Raw genomic sequence first — 21,009 nt, 5'->3', positions numbered from 1 at the left:
CCTTTGAACGCTCCTGAGGCGGCTGCGAGCTCAGCCCTTCGTGCCTTGCCGGTAGCGCTCCAGCCGCTCCTCCAGGGTTCCGGTGTGGAGCTCGAAGAGGTGGTTGTCGTGGTCGTAGAAGTAGAGCGAGGCGCCCTCGCCTTCGACCCGCGGGCGGGACTCGCGGAATTCGAGGCCGAGCGCCTCGATCCGCCGGCGATAATCCTCCAGGGCCTCGGGGGGAATCTTGAAGGCGATGTGGTTGTAGGTGCGGGTGGGAAGGCTCTCGCCCTCCATGACCGCGATCCACTGGCCGCCGACCACGAAGAACCTCTCTCGCGAGAGGGAGAAGGTCTCGTCGCCGGAATCGTAGACCTCGCGCCCGTCCAGCACCCGCTCCACGATCGCGCTCATGCGGGAAAGATCGCTCGTGACGAGGGTGATGTGACTGATGGATTCGATCACGCCGCCTCGTCCTGCGCCGCGAGCTGCGCCGCCTGGTGCTCGGTGATGAGCGCATCGACGATCTCGTCGAGGGCGCTGCCGTCGAGGACCTCCTGCAGCTTGTAAAGCGTGAGGTTGATGCGGTGGTCCGTCACGCGGCCCTGCGGGAAGTTGTAGGTGCGGATCCGCTCGGAACGGTCGCCGGAGCCGACCTGGGACTTGCGGTCGGCGGCGCGGGCGGCGTCCTTGGCCGTGCGCTCGGCGTCGTAGAGACGGGCCTTCAGAAGGGCGAGCGCCCGGGCGCGGTTCTTGTGCTGGGAGCGCTCGTCCTGCACGAAGACCACGGTGCCCGTGGGAATGTGCGTGATGCGGATGGCCGATTCCGTCTTGTTCACGTGCTGGCCGCCGGCGCCCTGAGCCCGCATGGTGTCGATCTTCAGGTCGGCTTCGTTGATCGTGATGTCCACGTCCTCCGCCTCGGGCAGCACCGCCACCGTGGCGGCGGAGGTGTGGATGCGCCCCTGCGTCTCGGTGTCCGGCACGCGCTGGACCCGGTGGACGCCGCTCTCGAACTTGAGGCGGGCGAAGACGCCGCGGCCCTTCACCTCGGCGACGACCTCCTTGTAGCCGCCCGCCGTGCCCTCGCTCTCGGAGACGATCTCGACCTTCCAGCCCTTGAGGTCGGCGTAGCGGGTGTACATGCGCAGCAGATCCCCCGCGAACAGGGCGGCCTCGTCGCCGCCCGTGCCGGCGCGGATCTCGAGGATGGCGCTCTTCTCGTCGGCCTCGTCCTTGGGGAGCAGCATGAGCCGCAGGTTCTGGGCGGCCTTCTCCAGCTCCTCCTTCGCGCGGGGCAGTTCCTCGCCGGCGAGGGCGCGCATCTCGGGGTCGGAATCCTCCAGCATGGCCTCGAGGCCGGCGAGGTTCTCCTCCATGGCGCGATAGGCCCTGATGGCCGCCACCACGTCCTCGAGCTCGGACAGCTCCCGCGAGAGGGAAACGATGGTGTCCGCATCGGTCGCGGCATTGAGCGTCGCGGTCACGATGTCGTGACGGGCGAGGATGGCGTCCAGACGGTCAGAGGGAGGGGCAATCGACATCAGATCGGAATACCATGACTTTCCGCGAACTGGAGGAGCTTGGGCCGCAGCGTATCGCCGCCCCCGCACCGCTCCAGCTCCTCACGGACGAAGGCGGCGATGCGGCCCGCGTCGAGAGCCAGCAGCATGGCCTTCACCGGGCCGATGGCGGCCGGGGACATGGAGAACGAGCGGTAGCCGAGGCCGATGAGCGCCATGGCCTCGAGGGGACGCCCGCCGATCTCGCCGCAGACGGTCAACTGGCAGTCGCTGGAGGCCGCCTCGTCCACCACCATCTTGAGGGCCCGCAGCATGGGCGGGCTCAAAGGGTCGAACCGGTCGGCCACGCGGCGGTTCTCCCGGTCGCTCGCGAAGAGGAACTGCATCAGGTCGTTGGAGCCGATCGACAGGAAATCGGCGGCCGCGCAGATCTCCTTGAGCTGGAAGAGCAGGGAGGGGACCTCCAGCATGGCGCCGAGCTTCAGGTCGCTCGGCAGGGGATGGCCGTGCCGCGACAGGTGGGCCTTCTCCCGCTCCACCAGCTCCTTCGCCCGGACGAACTCGTCGCAGGTGGCGACCATCGGGAACATGATCTTCAGCGGATGGCCGCCCGCGGCCTTCAGGAGCGCGCGGATCTGCACCCGCAGCAGGCCCGGCCGGTCGAGCCCGATGCGGATCGCCCGCCAGCCGAGGGCCGGGTTCTCCTCCTCGATGGCGTTCATGTAGGGGAGGATCTTGTCGCCGCCGATGTCCAGGGTGCGGAAGGTCACCGGCAGGTCTCCCACCGCGGCCACCACCGCGCTGTAGAGGGATTGCTGCTCGGTCGCGGTCGGCATCCGCTCCGCGATCATGAACTGGAGCTCGGTGCGGAACAGGCCGACGCCCTCGGCCCCCGTCTCGGCCAGGTGCGGCAGGTCCACCAGGAGGCCCGCATTGAGCTGCAGGGTGATGGGGACCCCGTCCCTGGTGACGGCGGGCACGTCGCGCAGCTTCAGGTACTGCTCCTGCCGGCGGGCGCGCAGGCGGGCCTTCTCGGCGTAGGCCGCCTCCACGTCGGGCGTCGGGCGGATCTGCACCTCGCCCGCCGCGCCGTCCACGATGATCGCGTCGCCCTGCTCGGTCAGGGACGTGGCGTTCGCCACCTCGCCGACGGCGGGGATGCCGAGGGCCCGGGCGACGATGGCGATATGGCTGGTCGGCCCGCCCTCCTCGAGGACGAGGCCGCGCAGGCGGGAGCGGTCGTAGTCGAGCAGGGCCGCCGGGCCCATGGACCGCGCCACGATGATGGCGTTGTCGGGCAGGGAGGCCCGCTCCGCCACCAGGTCGCGCCCCACGAGGCGGTGCAGCAGCCGGTTGGCGAGGTCGTCCAGGTCGTGCAGGCGCTCGCGCAGGTAGGGATCGGTCTGGCGCTGCATGCGGGCCCGGTTGTCGGACTGCACCCGCTCGACGGCCGCCTCCGCCGTCAGGCCGGAGGTCACGGCCTCGCGCATGCGCCGCAGCCAGCCCTGGTCGTGGGCGAACATGCGGAAGGTCTCCAGCACCTCCCGGTGCTCCCCGTGATGGGCCACGTCGCCGCGCTCGATCAATTCGTCGATGGAGGCGCGCACGTCGGCGATGGCATGGTCGAGGCGCAGCAGCTCCGCCTCGACGTTCTCGGCGATCAGGTTCCGGACCACCACCCGCGGCTCGTGGGGCACCACGTAGCCGAGGCCGACGCCGTCCGCGAGGGCGATGCCCTTCGAATGGACCGGGCGGCGCAGGGCGATGCCGGTCTCCACCGGCGCGAGCGCCTGGAGCTCCCCGGTGGCGATCATCTCCGCAAGGACCATGGCCGTGGTCTGGAGGGCCTCGATCTCCTCCTCGGCATAGACCCGGTGGGTGCGGTTCTGGACGACGAGGACGCCGAGGGTGTTGCCCGCGCGCAGGAGCGGCACGCCCAGGAAGGCGTGGTAGACCTCCTCGCCCGTCTCCGGCTTGTAGGAGAAGGCCGGGTGGCTCTGCGCGTCGGACAGGGCGAGGGGCTCGGCGGTGGCGGCGATCAGGCCCACGAGCCCCTCGCCGGAGCGCATGGTGGTCCGGTGCACCGCCTCGCGGTTGAGGCCCTCGGTGGCGAAAAGCTCCAGCACCCCGTCGCCGCGCATCACGTAGACGGAGCAGACCTCCGCCACCATGTTGGCGGCGATCAGGACGACGATTTTGTCGAGGCGGTCCTGCGCACCCACCGGCTCCGCCATGATCTCGCGGAGGCGGCGCAGCAGAAGGCGCGGACCGCCGGGGGCGCTTGGCATGGGCTTTCGTATTCCCGTCCTGGTTCGCCGACGGGCGCGCCGCCGGCTCTATGAGAAGTGTCGCAGCCTCATGGACTGACCGTCAATCAGGCCCGATCAAGGCCGTATAGCGAGTGGAGCGTGCGCACCGCAAGCTCCGTATAGGCCGAGTCGATGAGAACGGAGAACTTGATCTCCGAGGTCGTGATCGCCCGGATGTTGATGCCCTTCTCCGCGAGGGCCTTGAAGGCCTTGGCCGCCACGCCCGCGTGGCTGCGCATGCCCACCCCGATGGCGGAGACCTTCACCACGTCGGTGGCGCCCTGGAGATTCTTGAACTCGATCTCGTCCCTGTGCTGGTTCAGGACGGCGCAGGCGCGCTCGTAGTCGGCGGCGGGAACCGTGAACGTGATGTCCGTGGTGGTCGTGTCGTCCGAGACCACCTGGATGATCATGTCCACGTTGATGTTGGCCTCCGCCAACGGCACGAAGATCGAGGCCGCGACGCCCGGCTTGTCCGCGACGTTCCGCAGCGTAATCTGGGCTTCGTCACGCGAATAGGCAATGCCCGTGACAACCTGCTGTTCCATGATGTCTTCCTCGTCGCAGATGAGGGTGCCGAGCTTCGGGTCGGCGGGATCGTCGAAACTGGAGCGGACGTAGGTGGGGACCCGGTGCATCATGGCGAGCTCCACCGAGCGCACCTGGAGCACCTTGGCGCCGAGGGAGGCCATCTCCAGCATTTCCTCGTAGGATACCTTGTCGAGGCGCCGGGCCTTGGGGACGATCCGCGGGTCCGTGGTGTAGACGCCGTCCACGTCCGTGTAGATGTCGCAGCGCTCGGCCTGGATCGCGGCGGCGAGCGCCACCGCGCTGGTATCCGAGCCGCCCCGGCCCAGGGTGGTGATGCGCCGGGTCGGCTGGTGCAGGCCCTGGAAGCCGGAGACCACCGCGATCTCCCGGTCGCGGCTGAAGCCCTGGAGGATGCCGGTGCCGTCGATGGCCGCGATTCGCGCCGAGCCGTGGGCGTCCGAAGTCATGATGGGGATCTGCCAGCCCTGCCACGAGCGGGCCTTCAGGCCCATCTCCTGCAGGGCGATGGCGAGGAGGCCCGAGGTGACCTGCTCGCCCGAGGCGACGACGGTGTCGTATTCCCGCGGGTCGTAGAGGGGGGAGGCCTCCTTCACCCAGCCCACGAGCTCGTTGGTCTTGCCCGACATGGCGGAGACCACCACCGCCACGTCGTAGCCGGCCTCGACCTCGCGTTTGACGTGCCGCGCCACATTGCGGATGCGGTCGACATTGGCGACGGAGGTACCGCCGAACTTCATCACGAGACGAGGCATGGGATGCTTTGGGCCGAACAGGAGGACGGATCTGCCTCCTCGCCGGGAGCGGGAGGCGCCCATACATGACTGTGGGGTAGCGCGCTGTCAACGCGCCATTCCGCGGCGCGCCCCTTGCGGCGGAGCGATGCGGGGCGTAGCGGAGGCGGAGCGGGAGGCGTAAGGTCGGAGGCGGTCCGGCACGACCGGCACGCCTTCCCCCGGAGACGGGACAGGAGGAGACACCGCTGATGGCCGACGGCACCAGCACCACCATCGACCCGGCCGAGGTCGCCCGGTTCGAGAAGCTCGCCGCCACCTGGTGGGACCCGAACGGACCGATGAAGGTCCTGCACCGGTTCAACCCGGCGCGCCTGGCCTATATCCGGGACGAGGCCTGCCGGCGGTTCGGCCGCGACCCGCGCTCCGCCCGGTCCCTGGAGGGGCTGACGGTGCTCGACGTGGGCTGCGGCGGCGGCGTGCTCTCCGAGCCCCTGGCCCGGCTCGGCGCCCGCGTGACCGGGCTCGACCCGGCGCCGACCAACGTTTCCGTAGCGCGCCTCCATGCGGAGCGGGCGGGCCTCGCCATCGACTACCGCAACGAGACGGTCGAGGCGGTCGCGGCCCGGGGCGAGACCTTCGACCTGGTGCTCGCCATGGAGGTGGTGGAGCACGTGGCCGACGTGAACGCCTTCGTGGCCGCCTGCGGGCAGGCGGTGAAGCCCGGCGGGGCCCTCGTCATGGCGACCATCAACCGGACCCTGCGCTCCTTCGCCCTCGCCATCGTGGGGGCCGAGTACGTGCTCGGCTGGCTCCCCCGCGGCACGCACGAGTGGGACCGATTCGTGACGCCGGAGGAGCTGGGCGCCGCCCTGGAGGCGGCGGGGTTCGGCGTGGAGGACCTGACCGGCGTCGCCTACAACCCGCTTGCCGGGACCTGGGCCCTCTCCCGGGACACAGCGGTCAACTACATGCTCGTCGCCGCCCGCCGCTGAGGGGCGGCGGAGGAGCGCTCCCGAGGCGCGAAGCGCAGGACCAGGAAGCCCGCGAGCGCCGACAGGAACGATCCGGCGAGCACGCCGATCTTGGCGGAATCGACGAGATCGGGGTGGGCCGGGAAGGCCAGCGCGTCGATGAACAGGCTCATGGTGAAGCCGATCCCGCACAGGAGGGCGACCCCGTAGCATTGCAGGCGGGAGGCTCCGGCCGGCATGTCCGCGAGGCCGAGGCGCACGGCCGCCCAGGCGAAGCCGTAGACGCCGACCTGCTTGCCGACGAAGAGGCCGAGCGCCACCCCCAGCGGCAGCGGAGCCACCAGGGAGGCCGGGGACAGCCCGGCGAAGGAGAGGCCCGCATTGGCGAGGCCGAAGACCGGGATGATGCCGTAGGCGACCCAGGGCTGGAGCGCGTGCTCGAGCCGGTGCAGGGGCGAGTCCTCGGCCCTGGTCTTCTTCGGCTCCGGCTGGAGCGGAACGGTCATGGCGAGGGCGACGCCCGCGAGCGTCGCGTGGACGCCGGACTTCAGCACGAAGAACCACAGCAGCGCGCCGACCGCAAGGTAGGGCAGGAGGGACGTCGTTCCGGACCGGTTGAATGCCACGAGCGCGACGAGGCAGAGCGCGGCGAGCCCCAGCATCGGCAGGGCGAGGTCGCCCGTGTAGAACACGGCGATGATCGCGATGGCGCCGAGGTCGTCGAGGATGGCGAGCGCCGTCAGGAAGATCTTGAGGGAGGCCGGCACCCGCGGCCCGAGCAGGGTCAGGACCCCGAGAGCGAAGGCGATGTCCGTGGCGGCGGGGATGGCCCAGCCGGCCCGCAGCCCGGGATCCTGCCAGGTCACGGCGGTGTAGACCAGGGCCGGCACCGCCATGCCGCCGAAGGCGGCGATTCCCGGCAGCATCCGCCGAGGCCAGGTGGAAAGCTGTCCGTCCAGGAACTCGCGCTTGATCTCCAGCCCCACGAGCAGGAAGAACACGGCCATCAGGCCGTCGTTGATCCAGTGCAGGACGCTCAGGCCGAGGAGATAGGTCTTCAGGACCGCGAAATAGGCATCCGCGAGGGGCGAGTTGGCGATGGCGAGGGCCGCGACGGTGACCCCCATCAGGAGCATGCCGCCGGAGGCCTCGCTGTCGAAGAACCGGCGCATCAGCGACACGCGCCGCCCGCTCCTCGCCGTTCCTCCGCCGTTCCGTCGCTCGTTCATCCAGGCCTCCCTGCCGCTCCGACCGGTCCTAGTGCGGGCGGGCAGGAAGGGAAACCCTCAAGGCGCCGGTTTCCGATGACGAATCCGGGAGGAGCTCAGGATCCGCTCCAGGGTGACGGGTCGGTAGTCCCACACGTCCACGCCCACGTCGAACTGGCGCGTCTGCGGCTTGAGCCGGCCGTGGGAATGGCCGTGCAGGTCGATCCAGCCCCGCCCCATGTTCTTCCAGGTGTGGAAGGCATAGTGGCACAGGACCAGCCCGCAGCCGTCGAGATGAAGCTCCGCGTAGGGCTGCACGCTCGCCCAGCCCGGCGCGGAAAGGGTCTCCGGCCCGTCGTTGTTGCCGGTGACGAGGTGCTTGCGGCCGTTGAGGCGGGACAGAAGCTCCGCGATCCGCCCGGGCCTCACGTGCAGGGCGAAGTCCCCCAGGTGCCAGACCTCGTCCTGAGGTCCCACGACCTCATTCCAGCGGTCGATCAGGGCCTCGTCGTGCTCGGGGATGTTCGTGAAGGGCCGCCGGTCGATTCTGAGCACCCGCGGGTCGCCGAAATGGGTGTCGCTGGTGAAGAAGACGGCCACGGCGGAGCGGGCTGCGTCAACCTAATTCCGGTCGTCCGGCACGATGGGCAGGGGCAGCACGTCGATGCCCTCCTCCAGGAGGGCGCGGGCCTCGGCCGGGTCGGCCTCGCCGTAGATCGCGCGCTCCTCGGCCTCGCCGTAATGGATCCTGCGCGCCTCCTCGGCGAAGTTGCGCCCCACGTTCTCCGAATGGCGCATCACGTGCTCGCGCACGGCGCGGATCATGGCGCGGATCTGGCGCTCCCGCTCGGTGAGCATGGCGACCGCCCGGGGCTCGGGCGCAGCGGGCCTTTCCGTTGTCTTCTCCGCGTCCTTGCCGGCGCGGCCGATGGACGGGGCCATGATCTGCTTCTCGACCCGCGCGGAATTGCAGTAGGGACAGGTCACGAAGCCGCGCTTGCGCTGCGTCTCGTACGCCTCGCTCGAGGGAAACCAGCTTTCGAATTCGTGGGCCTGGTCGCAGGCCAGAGCGTACTTGATCATGTCCTCTTCAAGATGGGGGCAGATCCCCGCCCGTCCAAGAGCGCGGCCGGAAGCGCAATCCAGAAGCGCAATCCGGCTCCGAATGCAAGCCGGAAGCCGGGGAGGGGCGAGGCGCTCAGGCGCTCGCCGCCCGCCGGGCCGAGCCCGCGGAGACCGTCTCCACCGCGAAGGGGCGGGCGTTCTTCAGGGTGGGAATGCGGCTGCGCGCATCCGTCACCAGGCCGGGGTCGATCTCCGCCAGGATCACGCCCGGCTCCGTGCCGGCTTCCGCCAGCACCCGGCCCCAGGGGTCGACGATGAGGGAATGGCCGAAGGTCTCGCGCCCGTCCTCGTGCAGCCCGCCCTGGGCGGCGGAGATCATGAAGGAGCCGGTCTCGATGGCGCGGGCCCGGTGCAGCACGTGCCAGTGGGCCTCGCCCGTCTGCCTGGTGAAGCAGGCCGGGGCCGAGAGGAAGGAGGCTCCGTTCTCGGCGAGCGCCCTGTAGAGCGCCGCGAAGCGCACGTCGTAGCAGATGGTCATGCCGAGATAGCCCCAGGGCGTTTCGGCGAGAACGGCCCTGTCGCCGCCCGTATAGGTGGCGGATTCCCGCCAGCTCTCGCCGTTCGGCAGGTCCACGTCGAAGAGATGCACCTTGTCGTAGGACGCCATGATGTCGCCGTCGGCCCCGACGAGGAAGGCGCGGTTGGCGATCCGGTTGCCCTCCTTCACGGCCACGGAGCCGATCTGGACGACGACGCCGCGCTCGCGGGCCACCTCGCGCAGGGCGGCAAGGGTCGGATCCCGGTCCTGCGGGCCCACCTTGTCGAACAGGGCCGCCCGCTCCCGCTCCACGAGGGAGGTCATCTCGGGGGTCTGGACGAAATCGGCTCCCCTTTCGGCGGCCTCCCGCACGAGGGCGACGGCCGCGTCGCGGTTGGCGAGGACGTCGCGCCCGGAGCGCATCTGGACGCAGGCGGCGGTGAAGCGGGAGGCGGTCATGGCAACAATCTCCGTCTGCTCATGGTCGGGCGCCGGGCCGAGTGTCGGTCCGGAGCGGAGGGATGCGCCGCCGGTCCCGGACCGTCAGCGGACTTCCAGCCGGTAGCTGCCCGACCGCGTGAAACCGTCGGGATAAACGACTTCCACCTGGAACGCATCTGGACCCGTATAGCCGGGCGCGGGCGTGTAGAAAACCTGTGTGGCCGGTGCACGCTTCGCATTGCAGTGCGCGCGTATATTGTCCTTGTGGAAGGTCGGATAATCCAAGCCTTCCCGGATGGTCACCTTGCCGTGACGGGGCTGTTCGGTCACCTGGACGACCGTCCTTCCGAGCGATGTGCAACTGGGGTCGACGGAGCCGAAGTTATCGACCTTCAATGTCGTGCCGCTGAACACGACCCGGGGAGGGCGGGAGCCGGTCCCTGTCGTTGTGCAGGCGGCCGTGAGAAGCGCCATGGAGAGGGCGGCGGCATGGGAGATGCGCATGATCGGTCCTTGGTGGTTGCGGGGACCGATCTTTGGGAAAAGAAGCAGGGGTCACAAGGGGGCTTCCTGCCCTGCTCCAAGAAGACTGTACGCTGTTGCGTCGATGCATCAGCTAGGCTGCCAGGAGCCTCTCAAGCTCGCCCCTCTCGTCCAGGGCGTAGAGATCGTCGCAGCCGCCCACGTGGCGGTTGCCGATGAAGATCTGCGGCACGGTGGTGCGGCCTCCGGCCTTCTGCACCATCTCCGCGCGGCGCTCGGGCTCGGCCTCGATGTCGATTTCGTCGAAGGCGGCGCCCTTCTCCTCGAGAAGCCTCTTGGCGGCGGCGCAATAGGGGCACCAGCTCTTGGTGTAGATCGTGATCGGCGGCATGACGGACCTTTCTTCCGGAGAGCCTGCATATAGGCGTCCCTCAGGCTTCCGTCACGACCCGCGCGAAGGCCAGCACGTCGACGGCGGCGGCGCCGCCGCGCAGGAGCGCCCGCGCCGCCGCGTTCGCGGTCGCGCCGGTGGTGAGCACGTCGTCCACCAGGACCACCCGCCGGCCGGCGAGCCTCGGCATCGCCTCGCGGGGGACGCGGAAGGCGCCCTGGAGGTTCTCCCGCCGCTGCGCCCGGGTCAGCCCTACCTGCCGCTTCGTCCGCTTCACGCGGGCGAGGAGAAAGGGATCGCAGGGTACGCCGCTCGCCTGCGAGACGACGCCCGCGAGCGCCATGGCCTGGTTGAAGCGCCGCCGCCACAGGCGCCAGCGGTGCAGGGGAACGGGCACGACCACCTGCGCGTCCCGGAGGAGCTCCGCTCCCGCCTGGGCCATCATGCGTCCCATGGCCCGGGCGAGCTCGGGCCGGTCGCCGTATTTGAGCCGGTGCACCAGCTCGCTCGCGGTGCCCTCGTAGCGGGCCACCGCCCGGGCGCGGTCGAAGACGGGCGGGTCCGCGATGGCGGCGGGCGAGAGCAGCGGCTGACCCAGGTCGACGGGAAACGGCGTGCCGAGCCGTTCGCAATAGGGCCGGGCGATGAAGCCGATCCCCGACCAGCAGGCGGCGCAGAGGGCGTGCGGCTCCCCGGTCGCCCCGCCGCAGGCGACGCAGGCGGGCGGGTAGAGCAGGCCGAGCAGCGCCTCCCTCAACCGCTCCGCGCCCCGGCGCCAGGCCGCCCCGGCGTGCGCGGGAATGGGATGTCCGGCATCCGTCATGGGGCGAGCCTAGCGGCAGAACGGCTTCGGGCCATCTCCCCGGACGGAGGGGCGGCAGGGGGGAACCCGCCGCATGCACCGTCGCGGCTCGTTTCCCTCGGATTTCCCTTGGCACCCGCCGCGCCGCGGGCCATATCGCTCATCCATGACAGCACCCGTCGTCTTCGACCGCTCCCTCGTCCGCCGCCGCCTCGCGCGGGCGCTGCGCGCGGGCTATGCGGATTTCCTCCTCGACCGCGCCGTCGCGGACCTGGAGGAGCGGCTCGCCCCCGTCCTGCGGACCTTCGCGGAGGCCCTCGACGTGGGCACGCCCACGCCTGCCGCCGCCGATCTCCTGCGCCGGTCGGGCCGGGCCGGTCGCGTGCTGCGGGTGGCGCCCGTTCCCGAGAAGGGGAGCGTGGCGGGAGACGAGGAAAGGCTGCCCGTCGCGCCCGGGCGCTTCGACCTCGCCGTGTCCCTCCTGTCGCTCCAGAGCGTGAACGACCTGCCGGGCGCGCTCGTGCAGATCCGCCGGGCGCTGAAGCCCGACGGGCTCTTCCTCGGCGCCCTGTTCGGCGGCGCCACCCTGACCGAGCTGCGCCAGGCCTTCACCCAGGCCGAGGCGGAGCTGGAGGGGGGCGTCAGCCCGCGCGTCGCCCCCTTCGCCGACATGCGCGATCTCGGCGGCCTGCTGCAGCGGGCGGGCTTCGCCCTGCCGGTGGCGGATTCGGAGACCGTGCGGGTGCGCTACGGCGACCCGTTCTCCCTCATGCGCGACCTGCGCCGGATGGGGCTGACCAACGCGCTCAGCGACCGGCGGCGCACGCCCCTGCGCCGGGCGACCCTCATGCGGGCGGCCGCCCTCTATGCGGAACGCTTCGCGGATCCCGACGGGCGCCTGCCCGCGACTTTCGAGATCGTCTGGCTGTCCGGGTGGGCGCCGCACGAGAGCCAGCAGAAGCCCCTGCGCCCCGGCTCCGCGAAGATGCGCCTCGCGGAAGCGCTCGGGGTGAAGGAGCAGCCGGCGGGAGACAAGCCCGGTCACTGAGGCTCCCGGAAAGGCAAGGCCCCGGAACGCCATGCTTCCGCTCGGGACCGTGCATCCTCTTGGGGCCGTTCCGCCGCGCCCTATGTCACCAGGGTCCGCCCCGGAGTGCGCCCCGATGAAGACCCCAGGTCCCGACCATCCGATCGCGATCGCTCGGAATCCGCATCGCATCCGGGTCGTGCTCGGGGGCTTCATCGTCGCCGAGACCACGGAGGCGCTCACCCTTCGGGAGGCGATGCTCAGCCCCGTGCACTACATCCCCCGCCGGGACGTGCAGATGGACCTGCTCGAGCCGACGGAGCGCCGGAGCCATTGCCCCTATAAGGGGGATGCCTCCTACTTCACCGTCATGGCCGGGGGGCTCGTGCGGGAGAACGCCGCCTGGACCTACGAGGAGCCCTTTCCGACCGTGAAGGAGATCGCCGGCTACCTCGCCTTCTATCCGGACCGGGTCGACGCCATCGAGGAATTCGCGGACTAGCGGCGGCCGTCAGGCCGCCTCCCTTTCGTCACCCGTGTATCTCGCAAGATCCCGGCACAGGCCGAGCGCCATCAGGGCCTCGGCCATGATGAACATCGGCCCGACGAAGGCCTGGAACAGGTTGTCCGTGAAGGCCGGGCGGCGCCCCTCGAAGGCGTGGCCGAGGAACTGCAGGGCCCAGCCGCCCAGGAAGAGGATCCCGAACAGGGCCCAGGTCGTGCCGCGTCCGAGATGCGCGGCGAGCCAGTCCGCCGCGAGCACCATGACGAGGGTCGCCGCCCCCATGGCGAGGCCGATCCTCCGGTCGAGGGCGATCCAGCCCGCCACCGCCAGGATTCCGACGATCCAGGCGCCCGACAGGGCAAGGTTCCCCAGGGACACCCGCCAGAGGGCGAGAGCCAGCAGCAAGGAGAACACGATGGCCGGGATTCCGACGAAGTGCGTCGCCCGGTTGCGGCGGTCCCGATGATAACCCGAATAGGTCCGCAGCTGGCGCTCGAACAGGCTTGCCATGGCCGTTCCCTCCCTCGTTTTGAAAGAATGTAGCCGGAAGGCGCCGCAAGGGAAGAGCTTCTGCGACGAGGATCGCCTTCCCATCGCGGGGTGCAGGCACGAGGGGCGGCTCGTCCTCAGCGGGCGGGAGCGATGCGCCGTCCGCTGAACGTCACGAGGGCGACGCCCGCCAGCACCACGCTTCCGCCGACGATCTCGCGGGCCCCGATGCGCTCGTCGAGGAAGACCACGGCCAGGATCGCCGTCCAGACCGGCAGGAGATAGCCCACCATGGAGGCGCGGGTGGGACCCGCACGCCGGATCAGGCGCATGAACAGGAGCATGGGCACGGCCGTCGCGGCCACGCCGAGGGCGAGGATCGGCCCGAGATGGGAGGGCACGGCGGCGAAGGCCGCAGGACCGGCGATCGCCAGGGTCAGGACCGTCGCCGGAAGGCCCGAGCAGACCTGCTGCCCCAGGGCGAGCCGCGCGGGGTCGGCGCTGCGGATCGTCCGGACGTAGAGATTGGCCGAGGCGTAGCTCAGCGTCACGGCCACCATGGCGAGGGAGCCCGTCGGGCTGATCCCGCTCTCGGGAAGGGCGGCGGGGCCGATGAGGATGCCCATGCCCACGAAGCCGATCAGCACGCCGAGGAAGCGCGGGCGCGTCAGCCGCTCGTCGGGGAAGAGCACGTGCGACATCACCGCGACGATGAGCGGGCCCGCCGCCTGGACCATGGCGGCGGAGGCGGTGGCGATCTGGGTGAGCGCGTAGGAGACGAGGACGTTCGGCACCCAGCCGTTGAGGGCGCCGAGGATCAGCCACGTGCGCAGTTCGCCGGGCTCCGGCAGGAGCCGCTTGCCCTGCACGGCGAACCACAGGCCGAGGGACGCCGCGCCGAGCAGGCCGCGCATGGCGGCGATGGCGAAGGGGTTGAGGTCGCCGCTCAGCTTGATGAACAGGAAGCCGCTCGCCCACAGGATCGAGCAGCCGAGGAGGCTCGAGACGAGAAAGCCCTGGCCGAACGGCGGAAGGGGCGTGGCTGCAGCGGGCGGCGGCGGCACGGCAGGACCCTCAGGCGCCGAGGAGGTCGACGAGGAAGGGAATCAGCGGCTCGTCCGCCGGGGGCATGGGATAGGCGCGCAGCTCCTGCGGCCGTACCCATTTCAGGGCCTGCCCTTCGAGGGGCTGCACGAAACCCTCCCAGCGGCGGCAGATGTAGAGGGGCATCAGGAGGTGGAAGCTCTCGTAGGCGTGGCTCGCGAAGGTGAGGGGCGCGAGGCAGGCCTCCTTGACGGCGATGCCGAGCTCCTCCCGCAGTTCGCGGATCAGCGTCTCCTCCGGCCGCTCGCCGGGCTCCACCTTGCCGCCCGGGAACTCCCACAGGCCGGCCAGCTGCTTTCCCTCCGGGCGCTGCGCCAGCAGGATGCGGTTGTCCGTGTCCACGAGGGCGACGGCGACGACGAGGGTGAGCTTGAGGGAGGACACGTCCGGGGATCCGTGGGGCGGAGACCTTCAGGAAGAGGGCGAGGCCCCTCTTACCCCGCTTCGAGCCGCGCGAACAGATTCGATGTGCTTGCCATCCCCATGGGCATCGTCCACCATGATGTGACAACAATCACAAGGTTGGGGGCAGTCGCATGCGTCTCGGTTTCCTGGGGACGGTTTCGTTTTGTCTGGCCCTGTCCGCCGCGGCCGCTCCGGCCATGGCGGAATGTTCCGGCGGCGTCGTTCCGCTCAATTCGGCCCGCTATGAAGCGGTGGGCGAGATCTCGGTAAAGGCCGGAACCGGCTGCTCGTTCAACATCACGATGCCCGGTGCCGTTCAGGAAACCAAGATCGTTCTCAGTCCCAAGGTGGGACGAGCAGGGGTCCAAGGACTTACGCCCTTTTACATCGCCAAGCCCGGCTACCGCGGGCCGGACGAGTTCGGCTACGCCTTCATCGGCACCGATCAGTATGGCGGGCCGATGAACGTCGTCATCAAATGGAAGGTGACCGTCACACCGTGAAGGCGGCTGCGGCGCTCAGCTCCGGTAATCCCCGTTGATCTCCACGTAGGCCTTGGTGAGGTCGCAGGTCCACACGGTGGCCTCGCCCCGCCCGAGGCCGAGGTCGACCCGGATCGTGATCTCGTCGCCCTTCATGTAGGCGGAGGTCCTGGCCTCGTCGTAGTCCGGGTCCCGCGCGCCCTTGAAGGCGACGCGGATGTCGCCGAACCAGATCGCCAGCCGGTCCCGCTCCGCGGGCTCGCCGGCCTTGCCGACCGCCATGACGACGCGGCCCCAGTTGGCGTCCTCGCCCGCCACCGCCGTCTTCACGAGGGGCGAGTTGGCGATGGCCATGGCGATGCGCTTCGCCGAGGTGGCGCCCTTGGCGCCGGTCACCTTCACGGTCACGAACTTGCGCGCGCCTTCCCCGTCCCGGGCCACCTGCCGGGCCAGGTCGCAGAGCAGGCTTTCGAGGGCCTGGCGGAACTCCTTCAGCCGCCGGTCGCTCGGCAGGGTGATGGCCGGCGCCCCCCGCCTGGCGGCCGCGCCCGTGGCGAAGAACAGCAGCGTGTCGGAGGTCGAGGTGTCGCTGTCCACCGTCACGCAATTGAAGCTCTTGTCCGCGCCCTTCCTGAGCAGCGCCTGGAGGACCGGCGCGGCGATGGGCGCATCCGTGAACACGAAGGAAAGCATGGTCGCCATGTCCGGGGCGATCATGCCCGCGCCCTTGGCGATCCCGTTGATGGTGACCTCCACGCCGCCGATGGTGGCGGTGCGGGTCGCCACCTTCGGGAAGGTATCGGTGGTCATGATGGCCTTGGCGGCGTCGATCCAGGCCGTGGGGCTCGCCTTGCGCTCGCACTTGTCCAGCACGCCCTCGAACTTCGTGGCGTCGAGGGGCTCGCCGATGACGCCCGTCGAGGCGACGAAGACCTGCGAGGCCCGGCAGCCGGCGGCCTTGGCGGCGAGGTCGGCGGTGAGCTTCACCGCCTCGGCGCCCTTCTTGCCGGTGAAGGCGTTGGCGTTGCCGGAATTCACCACCAGCGCCCGGGCGACGCCCTTCTCCAGGTTCCTGCGGCACCAGTCGACCGGGGCCGAGGGGCATTTCGAGCGGGTGAAGACCCCCGCCACCGCCGTGTCCTTGGCAAGCGTCACGTAGAGCACGTCCGTCCGGTTCCTGTACCGGATTCCGGCCTCCGCCGTGGCGATCCTGACGCCCTCGATCTCGGGAAGCGCGGGATAGGTCTTGGGCGCCAGCGGCGAAACGGTCTTGGACATGGAGGGACCCGAAAAGGTGGGGAAAAAAGGCCTTTGCGACCGGCGACCTGCGGCTTTTCAAGGCTTCTTGTCAAGCCCGCGTTTCGTCGAGAGGGGGCCGGGGAGACGGCCGCGGCGGATGGAACGGCCGATTCCTCCCGCCGTTGAACCGGCAGGTCCATCGGCACGTGAAGCCGCAAACGAAAGGAAGCCTCCGTCATGACGCGCAGCAAGCATCCGAAGACCCGACCCGGCGCGCACAGCCGCATCGACCTTGAGGCCGATCCTGGCATCGGCGCCTCGAAGGGCGCCTTCATGACCGGCGAGGATCCGCGCCGGATCGAGGGAGCCTCCACCTCGAAGGCGACGTGGAGAACGACACCACCCGCGAGGGCGGCGTCGATCCGAAGAGGACGGGCCGGACGAACAAGTGAGACGACCGAGGAGGCGCCTCCGGCGCCGTTCCGGGACGGCGCCACCGTCATTCCGGGAGGGCCCAATGGGCCGGGCCCGGAATCCCATGACCGCTGACGACGCCGGATCGGGCGCAACGGCTGCCGCAGCTCCTTGTTCCGAGACGCTGCCGGTTCTGGCTTCCGGGCTCGCCTGCGGCGCCCCGGAATGACCGTCTTCGGGGAGGAAGATCGGAGCGCCTCCCGAACCCCAAACGAAATGGGGCGGCCTTGTGGGCCGCCCCGGTTGCCTCGATCCCTTGAAACTCAGGGCTTCTTCTGCTCGACCAGGTTGCCCTTGTCGTCCAGGCGCTCGATCTTGGCGTTCTTGCGCAGGCCGACGATGAGGTCCTGCTGGGCCTTGCGCTCCAAGTAGGCGTTCACCTGCTCCTTCATCTCCTCGAAGGAGGGGATCGGCTTGGCGCGCTTCTCCTCGACCTTGATCACGTGCCAGCCGAACTGGGTCTTGACCGGATCGGAGATCTGGCCGGGCTCGAGCTTGAAGGCGGCCTCGGCGAAGGGCTCGACCATGCGGTCCTTGGTGAAGAAGCCGAGATCGCCCCCGTCGGACTTGGAGCCGGGGTCCTTCGAGACCTCGTTGGCGACCTTGGCGAAGTCCTCGCCGCCCTTCACCCGGGCCGCGATCTTCTTTGCCTCCTCCTCGTTGTCGACGAGGATGTGGCGGGCATGGACCTCCTGCTCGGGGGTCATGTTCTTGGCGGTCTCGTCGTAGAGCTTCCTGGCCGCCTCGGGGGTCACCGCCTTGCGGGCTTCCTGGTCGAGATACTCGTCGAGGAGGGTCTTGTCCCGGTTGTAGGCGAGCTTGCGGGCGAAATCCGGATTGTCGCCCACCTTGGCGGTCTCGGCGGCCTTGGCGCCGAGCTTGAGGTCGATCAGGTAGCTCGTGAGCAGCTCGCGCTTCTGCTCCTCCGGCAGGCTCGGCAGCTGCAGGGCCGGGTCGGAGGCGGCGATGGCGAGATCGGCCTCCGTGATGTCCGTGCCGTTGACCCGGGCGACGACCTTGCCGCCCTGGGCGGCGCCCGCTGCAGGCGCGGCCGGGGGCGTCCCCTGGGCCAGGGCGAGGCCTGCCGTTAGGGGAAGGGCGACGCCGAGAGCGAAAAGGCCCCTGCGAAGCGAAGTTGAAGCTGACATGTCTGATCCTCTCATGGGAATCGCCCACTTTCGCGTGGACCGATGACCGAGTTCATTGCCGTTTGCAAGCAATAGCCTATCTATGGCACATCGCGCGGCAGCCCTCCGGCAGGCCGGGCGGGGCCGGCGGGAGCGCACCGCGGAACGTGCCTGGGACATGCGCGGTCCTGGCGCAGTCTTTTAGATGCGTTCCTGCATAATTAAGTCTATAACGCGGCTCAAATTAACGTTTCTCCAGAATCCCAGAAGTCTGAAGGCTCTCGATGTTCGGAACACTCGCGAAGAAAATCTTTGGCTCGGTCAACGATCGCCGACTGAAGTCCTACCGGCCGAAGGTCGCGGCCATCAACGCGCTGGAGCCCGAGCTCGAAGCCCTCACCGACGACCAGCTCCGCGCCCGGACTGACGAATTCAAGGCCCAGCTCAGCCAGGGCCGGACCCTGGACGACCTTCTCGTGCCCGCCTTCGCGACCGTCCGCGAGGCGGCCAAGCGGACCCTCGGGCAGCGCCATTTCGACGTGCAGCTCATCGGCGGCATGGTCCTGCACGAGGGCGCCATCGCCGAGATGCGGACCGGCGAGGGCAAGACCCTGGTCGCCACCCTGCCGGTCTACCTCAACGCCCTGGCCGGCAAGGGCGTCCACGTGGTGACCGTGAACGACTACCTCGCCAGGCGCGACGCCGAGTGGATGGGGCAGATCTACCGCTTCCTCGGCCTCTCCGTCGGCGTGATCGTCCACGGGCTCGACGACGCCCAGCGCGCCGCCGCCTACGCGGCCGACATCACCTACGGCACCAACAACGAGTACGGCTTCGACTACCTGCGCGACAACATGAAGTACGAGATGTCGCAGATGGTCCAGCGCGGGCACAACTTCGCCATCGTCGACGAGGTGGACTCCATCCTCATCGACGAGGCCCGCACGCCGCTCATCATCTCCGGCCCCCTCGACGACCGCTCCGAGCTCTACAATGCCATCGACGTGGTCATCCCCCGCCTGGGCAAGGGCGACTTCGAGGTGGACGAGAAGCAGCGCACGGTGGCCCTCACGGAAGCCGGCACCGAGAAGATGGAGGGCCTCCTGCGCGAGGCGGGCCTCCTGACCGAGGGCGACCTCTACGACGCCCACAACGCGACCCTGGTCCACCACATGAACCAGGCGCTGCGCGCCCACACCCTCTTCCAGCGCGACAAGGACTATATCGTCCGCAACGGCGAGGTGGTCATCATCGACGAGTTCACCGGCCGCATGATGCCGGGCCGGCGCTATTCGGAGGGGCTGCATCAGGCCCTCGAGGCGAAGGAGCGGGTCCAGGTCCAGCCGGAGAACCAGACGCTCGCGTCCATCACCTTCCAGAACTACTTCCGTCTCTACGACAAGCTCGGCGGCATGACCGGCACGGCCGCCACCGAGGCCGACGAGTTCCTGGAAATCTACAACCTCGAAGTGGTCGAGATCCCGACGAACCGTCCCGTCGCCCGCATCGACGAGGACGACGAGGTCTACCGGACCGCGGACGAGCGCTACAGGGCGGTGATCCGCGACATCGAGGCCTCCTCGGCGCGCGGCCAGCCGATCCTCGTCGGCACCACCTCCATCGAGAAATCCGAGCTTCTCGCCGAGCTTCTCATCAAGGAAGGCTACAAGCTCATCGACTTCGAGAACCCGCAGGCCCTGGAGCCTCTCTACAAGGCCGCCCGCGAGGGCAAGGGCACCAAGCATTTCGCGGTGCTCAACGCCCGCTTCCACGAGCAGGAGGCCTTCATCGTCGCCCAGGCCGGCGTGCCCGGCGCGATCACCATCGCCACCAACATGGCCGGCCGCGGCACCGACATCCAGCTCGGCGGCAACGCCAAGATGCGCATCGAGCGCGAGCTCGCGGGCCTCGAGGGCGAGGAGCGCGCGCGGCGCGAGAAGGAGATCCTCGACGAGGTCGCCGCCTTCAAGGAGAAGGCGCTCGCCGCGGGCGGCCTCTACGTGCTCGGCACCGAGCGCCACGAGTCCCGCCGCATCGACAACCAGCTGCGCGGCCGCTCGGGCCGCCAGGGCGACCCCGGCCGCTCCAAGTTCTACCTGTCCCTGCAGGACGACCTGATGCGCATCTTCGGCTCCGAGCGCATGGACGGCATGCTGCAGAAGCTCGGCCTGAAGGAGGGCGAGGCCATCGTCCACCCGTGGATCAACAAGGCCATCGAGCGGGCGCAGGCGAAGGTCGAGGCGCGCAACTTCGACATCCGCAAGAACATCCTGAAATACGACAACGTCATGAACGACCAGCGCAAGGTCGTCTTCGAGCAGCGCAAGGAGTTCATGGCGCAGGAGAGCGTGCGCGACACCATCGACGAGATGCGCCACGGCGTGATCGACGACCTCGTCGCCCGCGCGATCCCCGAGCATGCCTATGCGGAGCAATGGGACATCGCGGGCCTGAAGGCCGGCGTCGCCAACTTCCTCAACCTCGACCTTCCCGTCGACGAGTGGGCGAAGGAGGAGGGCATCGCCGACGACGAGATCCGCGACCGGATCCGCAAGGCGTCGGACGAGGCCTATGCGAAGCGCGTCGAGGAGAACACGCCCGAGGTCATGAACTACGTGGAGAAGCAGGTGCTCCTCCAGAGCCTCGACCATCTCTGGCGCGAGCACCTCGTGACCCTCGACCACCTGCGCCAGGTCATCGGCTGGCGCGGCTATGCGCAGCGCGACCCGCTCAACGAGTACAAGTCCGAGGCCTTCGAGCTCTTCAACGAACTCGTCGGCCGCCTGCGGGAGCAGGTCACGGGCCAGCTCATGCGCATCCAGGTGGTGTTCCAGCAGCCCGAGCCCGAGGGGCTGCCGCCCATGTTCGCGCAGCATCTCGACCCGGCGACCGGCGAGAACGAGTTCGACCTCGCGGCCGCGAACGGCTTCGGCGCCGCCCCGGCCTTCGGGGCCGCGGCCCCGGATGCGGGCCAGCCGCGGCGCGACCCGAACGACCCGTCCACCTGGGGCCGCGTCGGCCGCAACGAGCCCTGCCCCTGCGGCTCGGGCAAGAAGTTCAAGCACTGCCACGGGCAGTTCGTGGCATAGCGCCCGTCAAGACATCGACGAGAGCAGGAGCCCGGCCCCGAGCCGGGCTTTTCATTGCCGCGCGCCTGCCGG

22 protein-coding genes are annotated in these 21,009 nt (G+C 69.5%); 6 read left to right on the top strand and 16 right to left on the bottom strand.

Annotated features, from left to right (window positions below; genetic code table 11):
* Positions 1-30 precede the first annotated feature (30 nt).
* From fosX to GDR74_RS17175, 4 genes are all read right to left on the bottom strand, one after another.
* A complete protein-coding gene (gene fosX, locus GDR74_RS17190) occupies positions 31-444 on the bottom strand; it encodes a FosX/FosE/FosI family fosfomycin resistance hydrolase (protein WP_152587444.1) in 414 nt (137 codons plus the stop codon).
* Complete coding sequence (prfA, locus tag GDR74_RS17185) at positions 441-1,523, bottom strand: peptide chain release factor 1 (protein WP_152587443.1); 1,083 nt, start codon at positions 1,521-1,523, stop codon at positions 441-443. The genes fosX and prfA overlap by 4 nt, the downstream gene beginning before the upstream one ends.
* The gene (gene ptsP, locus GDR74_RS17180) at positions 1,523-3,790 is read right to left on the bottom strand and encodes a phosphoenolpyruvate--protein phosphotransferase (protein WP_152587442.1); all 2,268 of its coding nucleotides are present in this window, start codon (positions 3,788-3,790) and stop codon (positions 1,523-1,525) included. Before ptsP ends, prfA begins: the two co-directional genes overlap by 1 nt.
* Positions 3,791-3,876: 86 nt before the next feature.
* The gene (locus tag GDR74_RS17175; protein ID WP_152587441.1) at positions 3,877-5,115 is read right to left on the bottom strand and encodes an aspartate kinase; all 1,239 of its coding nucleotides are present in this window, start codon (positions 5,113-5,115) and stop codon (positions 3,877-3,879) included.
* Positions 5,116-5,345: 230 nt separating this feature from the next.
* On the opposite strand from GDR74_RS17175, the gene ubiG reads away from it, so the two are divergent.
* Entirely contained in the window at positions 5,346-6,089 is a 744-nt protein-coding gene (gene ubiG, locus GDR74_RS17170) for a bifunctional 2-polyprenyl-6-hydroxyphenol methylase/3-demethylubiquinol 3-O-methyltransferase UbiG (protein WP_152587440.1), read from the top strand.
* Here the strand turns inward: ubiG and nhaA are convergent.
* From nhaA to GDR74_RS17135, 7 genes are all read right to left on the bottom strand, one after another.
* Positions 6,062-7,297 carry a Na+/H+ antiporter NhaA gene (nhaA, locus tag GDR74_RS17165; protein WP_152587439.1) on the bottom strand — a complete coding sequence of 412 codons (1,236 nt, stop codon included), beginning with the start codon at positions 7,295-7,297 and terminating at the stop codon, positions 6,062-6,064. The genes ubiG and nhaA overlap by 28 nt on opposite strands.
* Before the next feature lie 57 nt (positions 7,298-7,354).
* Positions 7,355-7,876: a metallophosphoesterase family protein gene (locus tag GDR74_RS17160; protein WP_152587438.1), complete on the bottom strand. Its 522-nt coding sequence runs from the start codon at positions 7,874-7,876 to the stop codon at positions 7,355-7,357.
* Between the two features lie 21 nt (positions 7,877-7,897).
* The gene (locus GDR74_RS17155) at positions 7,898-8,359 is read right to left on the bottom strand and encodes a DUF1178 family protein (protein ID WP_152587437.1); all 462 of its coding nucleotides are present in this window, start codon (positions 8,357-8,359) and stop codon (positions 7,898-7,900) included.
* A gap of 115 nt (positions 8,360-8,474) precedes the next feature.
* Entirely contained in the window at positions 8,475-9,338 is an 864-nt protein-coding gene (locus GDR74_RS17150) for a carbon-nitrogen hydrolase family protein (RefSeq protein ID WP_152587436.1), read from the bottom strand.
* An 84-nt stretch (positions 9,339-9,422) separates the two neighbouring features.
* Positions 9,423-9,824 (bottom strand): hypothetical protein, encoded by a 402-nt coding sequence (locus tag GDR74_RS17145; RefSeq protein WP_152587435.1) that lies wholly within the window; start codon positions 9,822-9,824, stop codon positions 9,423-9,425.
* A 112-nt stretch (positions 9,825-9,936) separates the two neighbouring features.
* On the bottom strand, positions 9,937-10,194 hold the full coding sequence (gene grxC, locus GDR74_RS17140) for a glutaredoxin 3 (RefSeq protein ID WP_152587434.1): 258 nt from the start codon (positions 10,192-10,194) through the stop codon (positions 9,937-9,939).
* Between the two features lie 40 nt (positions 10,195-10,234).
* The gene (locus GDR74_RS17135) at positions 10,235-11,017 is read right to left on the bottom strand and encodes a ComF family protein (protein WP_152587433.1); all 783 of its coding nucleotides are present in this window, start codon (positions 11,015-11,017) and stop codon (positions 10,235-10,237) included.
* 145 nt (positions 11,018-11,162) lie between these two features.
* Here GDR74_RS17135 and GDR74_RS17130 point away from each other — a divergent pair, with 145 nt between their 5' ends.
* The gene (locus GDR74_RS17130) at positions 11,163-12,044 is read left to right on the top strand and encodes a methyltransferase domain-containing protein (protein ID WP_152587432.1); all 882 of its coding nucleotides are present in this window, start codon (positions 11,163-11,165) and stop codon (positions 12,042-12,044) included.
* 115 nt (positions 12,045-12,159) lie between these two features.
* Positions 12,160-12,525, top strand: a complete 366-nt coding sequence (locus tag GDR74_RS17125; protein WP_152587431.1) for a DUF427 domain-containing protein — start codon at positions 12,160-12,162, stop codon at positions 12,523-12,525.
* Positions 12,526-12,534: 9 nt separating this feature from the next.
* On the opposite strand, the gene GDR74_RS17120 is transcribed toward GDR74_RS17125, so the two are convergent.
* The 3 genes from GDR74_RS17120 to mutT form a co-directional block, all read right to left on the bottom strand.
* Positions 12,535-13,038, bottom strand: coding sequence for an Mpo1 family 2-hydroxy fatty acid dioxygenase (locus tag GDR74_RS17120; RefSeq protein WP_194164567.1), 504 nt, complete (start codon positions 13,036-13,038; stop codon positions 12,535-12,537).
* A gap of 116 nt (positions 13,039-13,154) precedes the next feature.
* On the bottom strand, positions 13,155-14,081 hold the full coding sequence (locus GDR74_RS17115) for a DMT family transporter (RefSeq protein ID WP_152587429.1): 927 nt from the start codon (positions 14,079-14,081) through the stop codon (positions 13,155-13,157).
* Between the two features lie 10 nt (positions 14,082-14,091).
* A complete protein-coding gene (mutT, locus tag GDR74_RS17110) occupies positions 14,092-14,505 on the bottom strand; it encodes an 8-oxo-dGTP diphosphatase MutT (protein WP_152587428.1) in 414 nt (137 codons plus the stop codon).
* Positions 14,506-14,657: 152 nt separating this feature from the next.
* Here mutT and GDR74_RS17105 point away from each other — a divergent pair, with 152 nt between their 5' ends.
* Positions 14,658-15,029, top strand: a complete 372-nt coding sequence (locus tag GDR74_RS17105) for a hypothetical protein (protein ID WP_152587427.1) — start codon at positions 14,658-14,660, stop codon at positions 15,027-15,029.
* Between the two features lie 15 nt (positions 15,030-15,044).
* Here GDR74_RS17105 and argJ read toward each other — a convergent pair whose 3' ends face one another.
* Positions 15,045-16,286: a bifunctional glutamate N-acetyltransferase/amino-acid acetyltransferase ArgJ gene (argJ, locus tag GDR74_RS17100; RefSeq protein ID WP_152587426.1), complete on the bottom strand. Its 1,242-nt coding sequence runs from the start codon at positions 16,284-16,286 to the stop codon at positions 15,045-15,047.
* 198 nt (positions 16,287-16,484) lie between these two features.
* Between argJ and GDR74_RS17095 the strand changes: the two genes are divergently transcribed.
* The gene (locus GDR74_RS17095; RefSeq protein WP_425486933.1) at positions 16,485-16,796 is read left to right on the top strand and encodes a hypothetical protein; all 312 of its coding nucleotides are present in this window, start codon (positions 16,485-16,487) and stop codon (positions 16,794-16,796) included.
* Positions 16,797-16,984: 188 nt separating this feature from the next.
* Here GDR74_RS17095 and GDR74_RS17090 read toward each other — a convergent pair whose 3' ends face one another.
* The gene (locus GDR74_RS17090) at positions 16,985-17,869 is read right to left on the bottom strand and encodes a peptidylprolyl isomerase (protein ID WP_152587425.1); all 885 of its coding nucleotides are present in this window, start codon (positions 17,867-17,869) and stop codon (positions 16,985-16,987) included.
* A gap of 263 nt (positions 17,870-18,132) precedes the next feature.
* Between GDR74_RS17090 and secA the strand changes: the two genes are divergently transcribed.
* The gene (gene secA, locus GDR74_RS17085; protein ID WP_152587424.1) at positions 18,133-20,937 is read left to right on the top strand and encodes a preprotein translocase subunit SecA; all 2,805 of its coding nucleotides are present in this window, start codon (positions 18,133-18,135) and stop codon (positions 20,935-20,937) included.
* The last annotated feature ends 72 nt before the right edge of the window (positions 20,938-21,009 follow it).

It is taken from the genome of Microvirga thermotolerans (assembly GCF_009363855.1).
Classification (GTDB): domain Bacteria; phylum Pseudomonadota; class Alphaproteobacteria; order Rhizobiales; family Beijerinckiaceae; genus Microvirga; species Microvirga thermotolerans.
The sequence above is the reverse complement of the archived record's forward strand: the minus strand, read 5'-3'. Positions and strand labels throughout refer to the sequence as shown.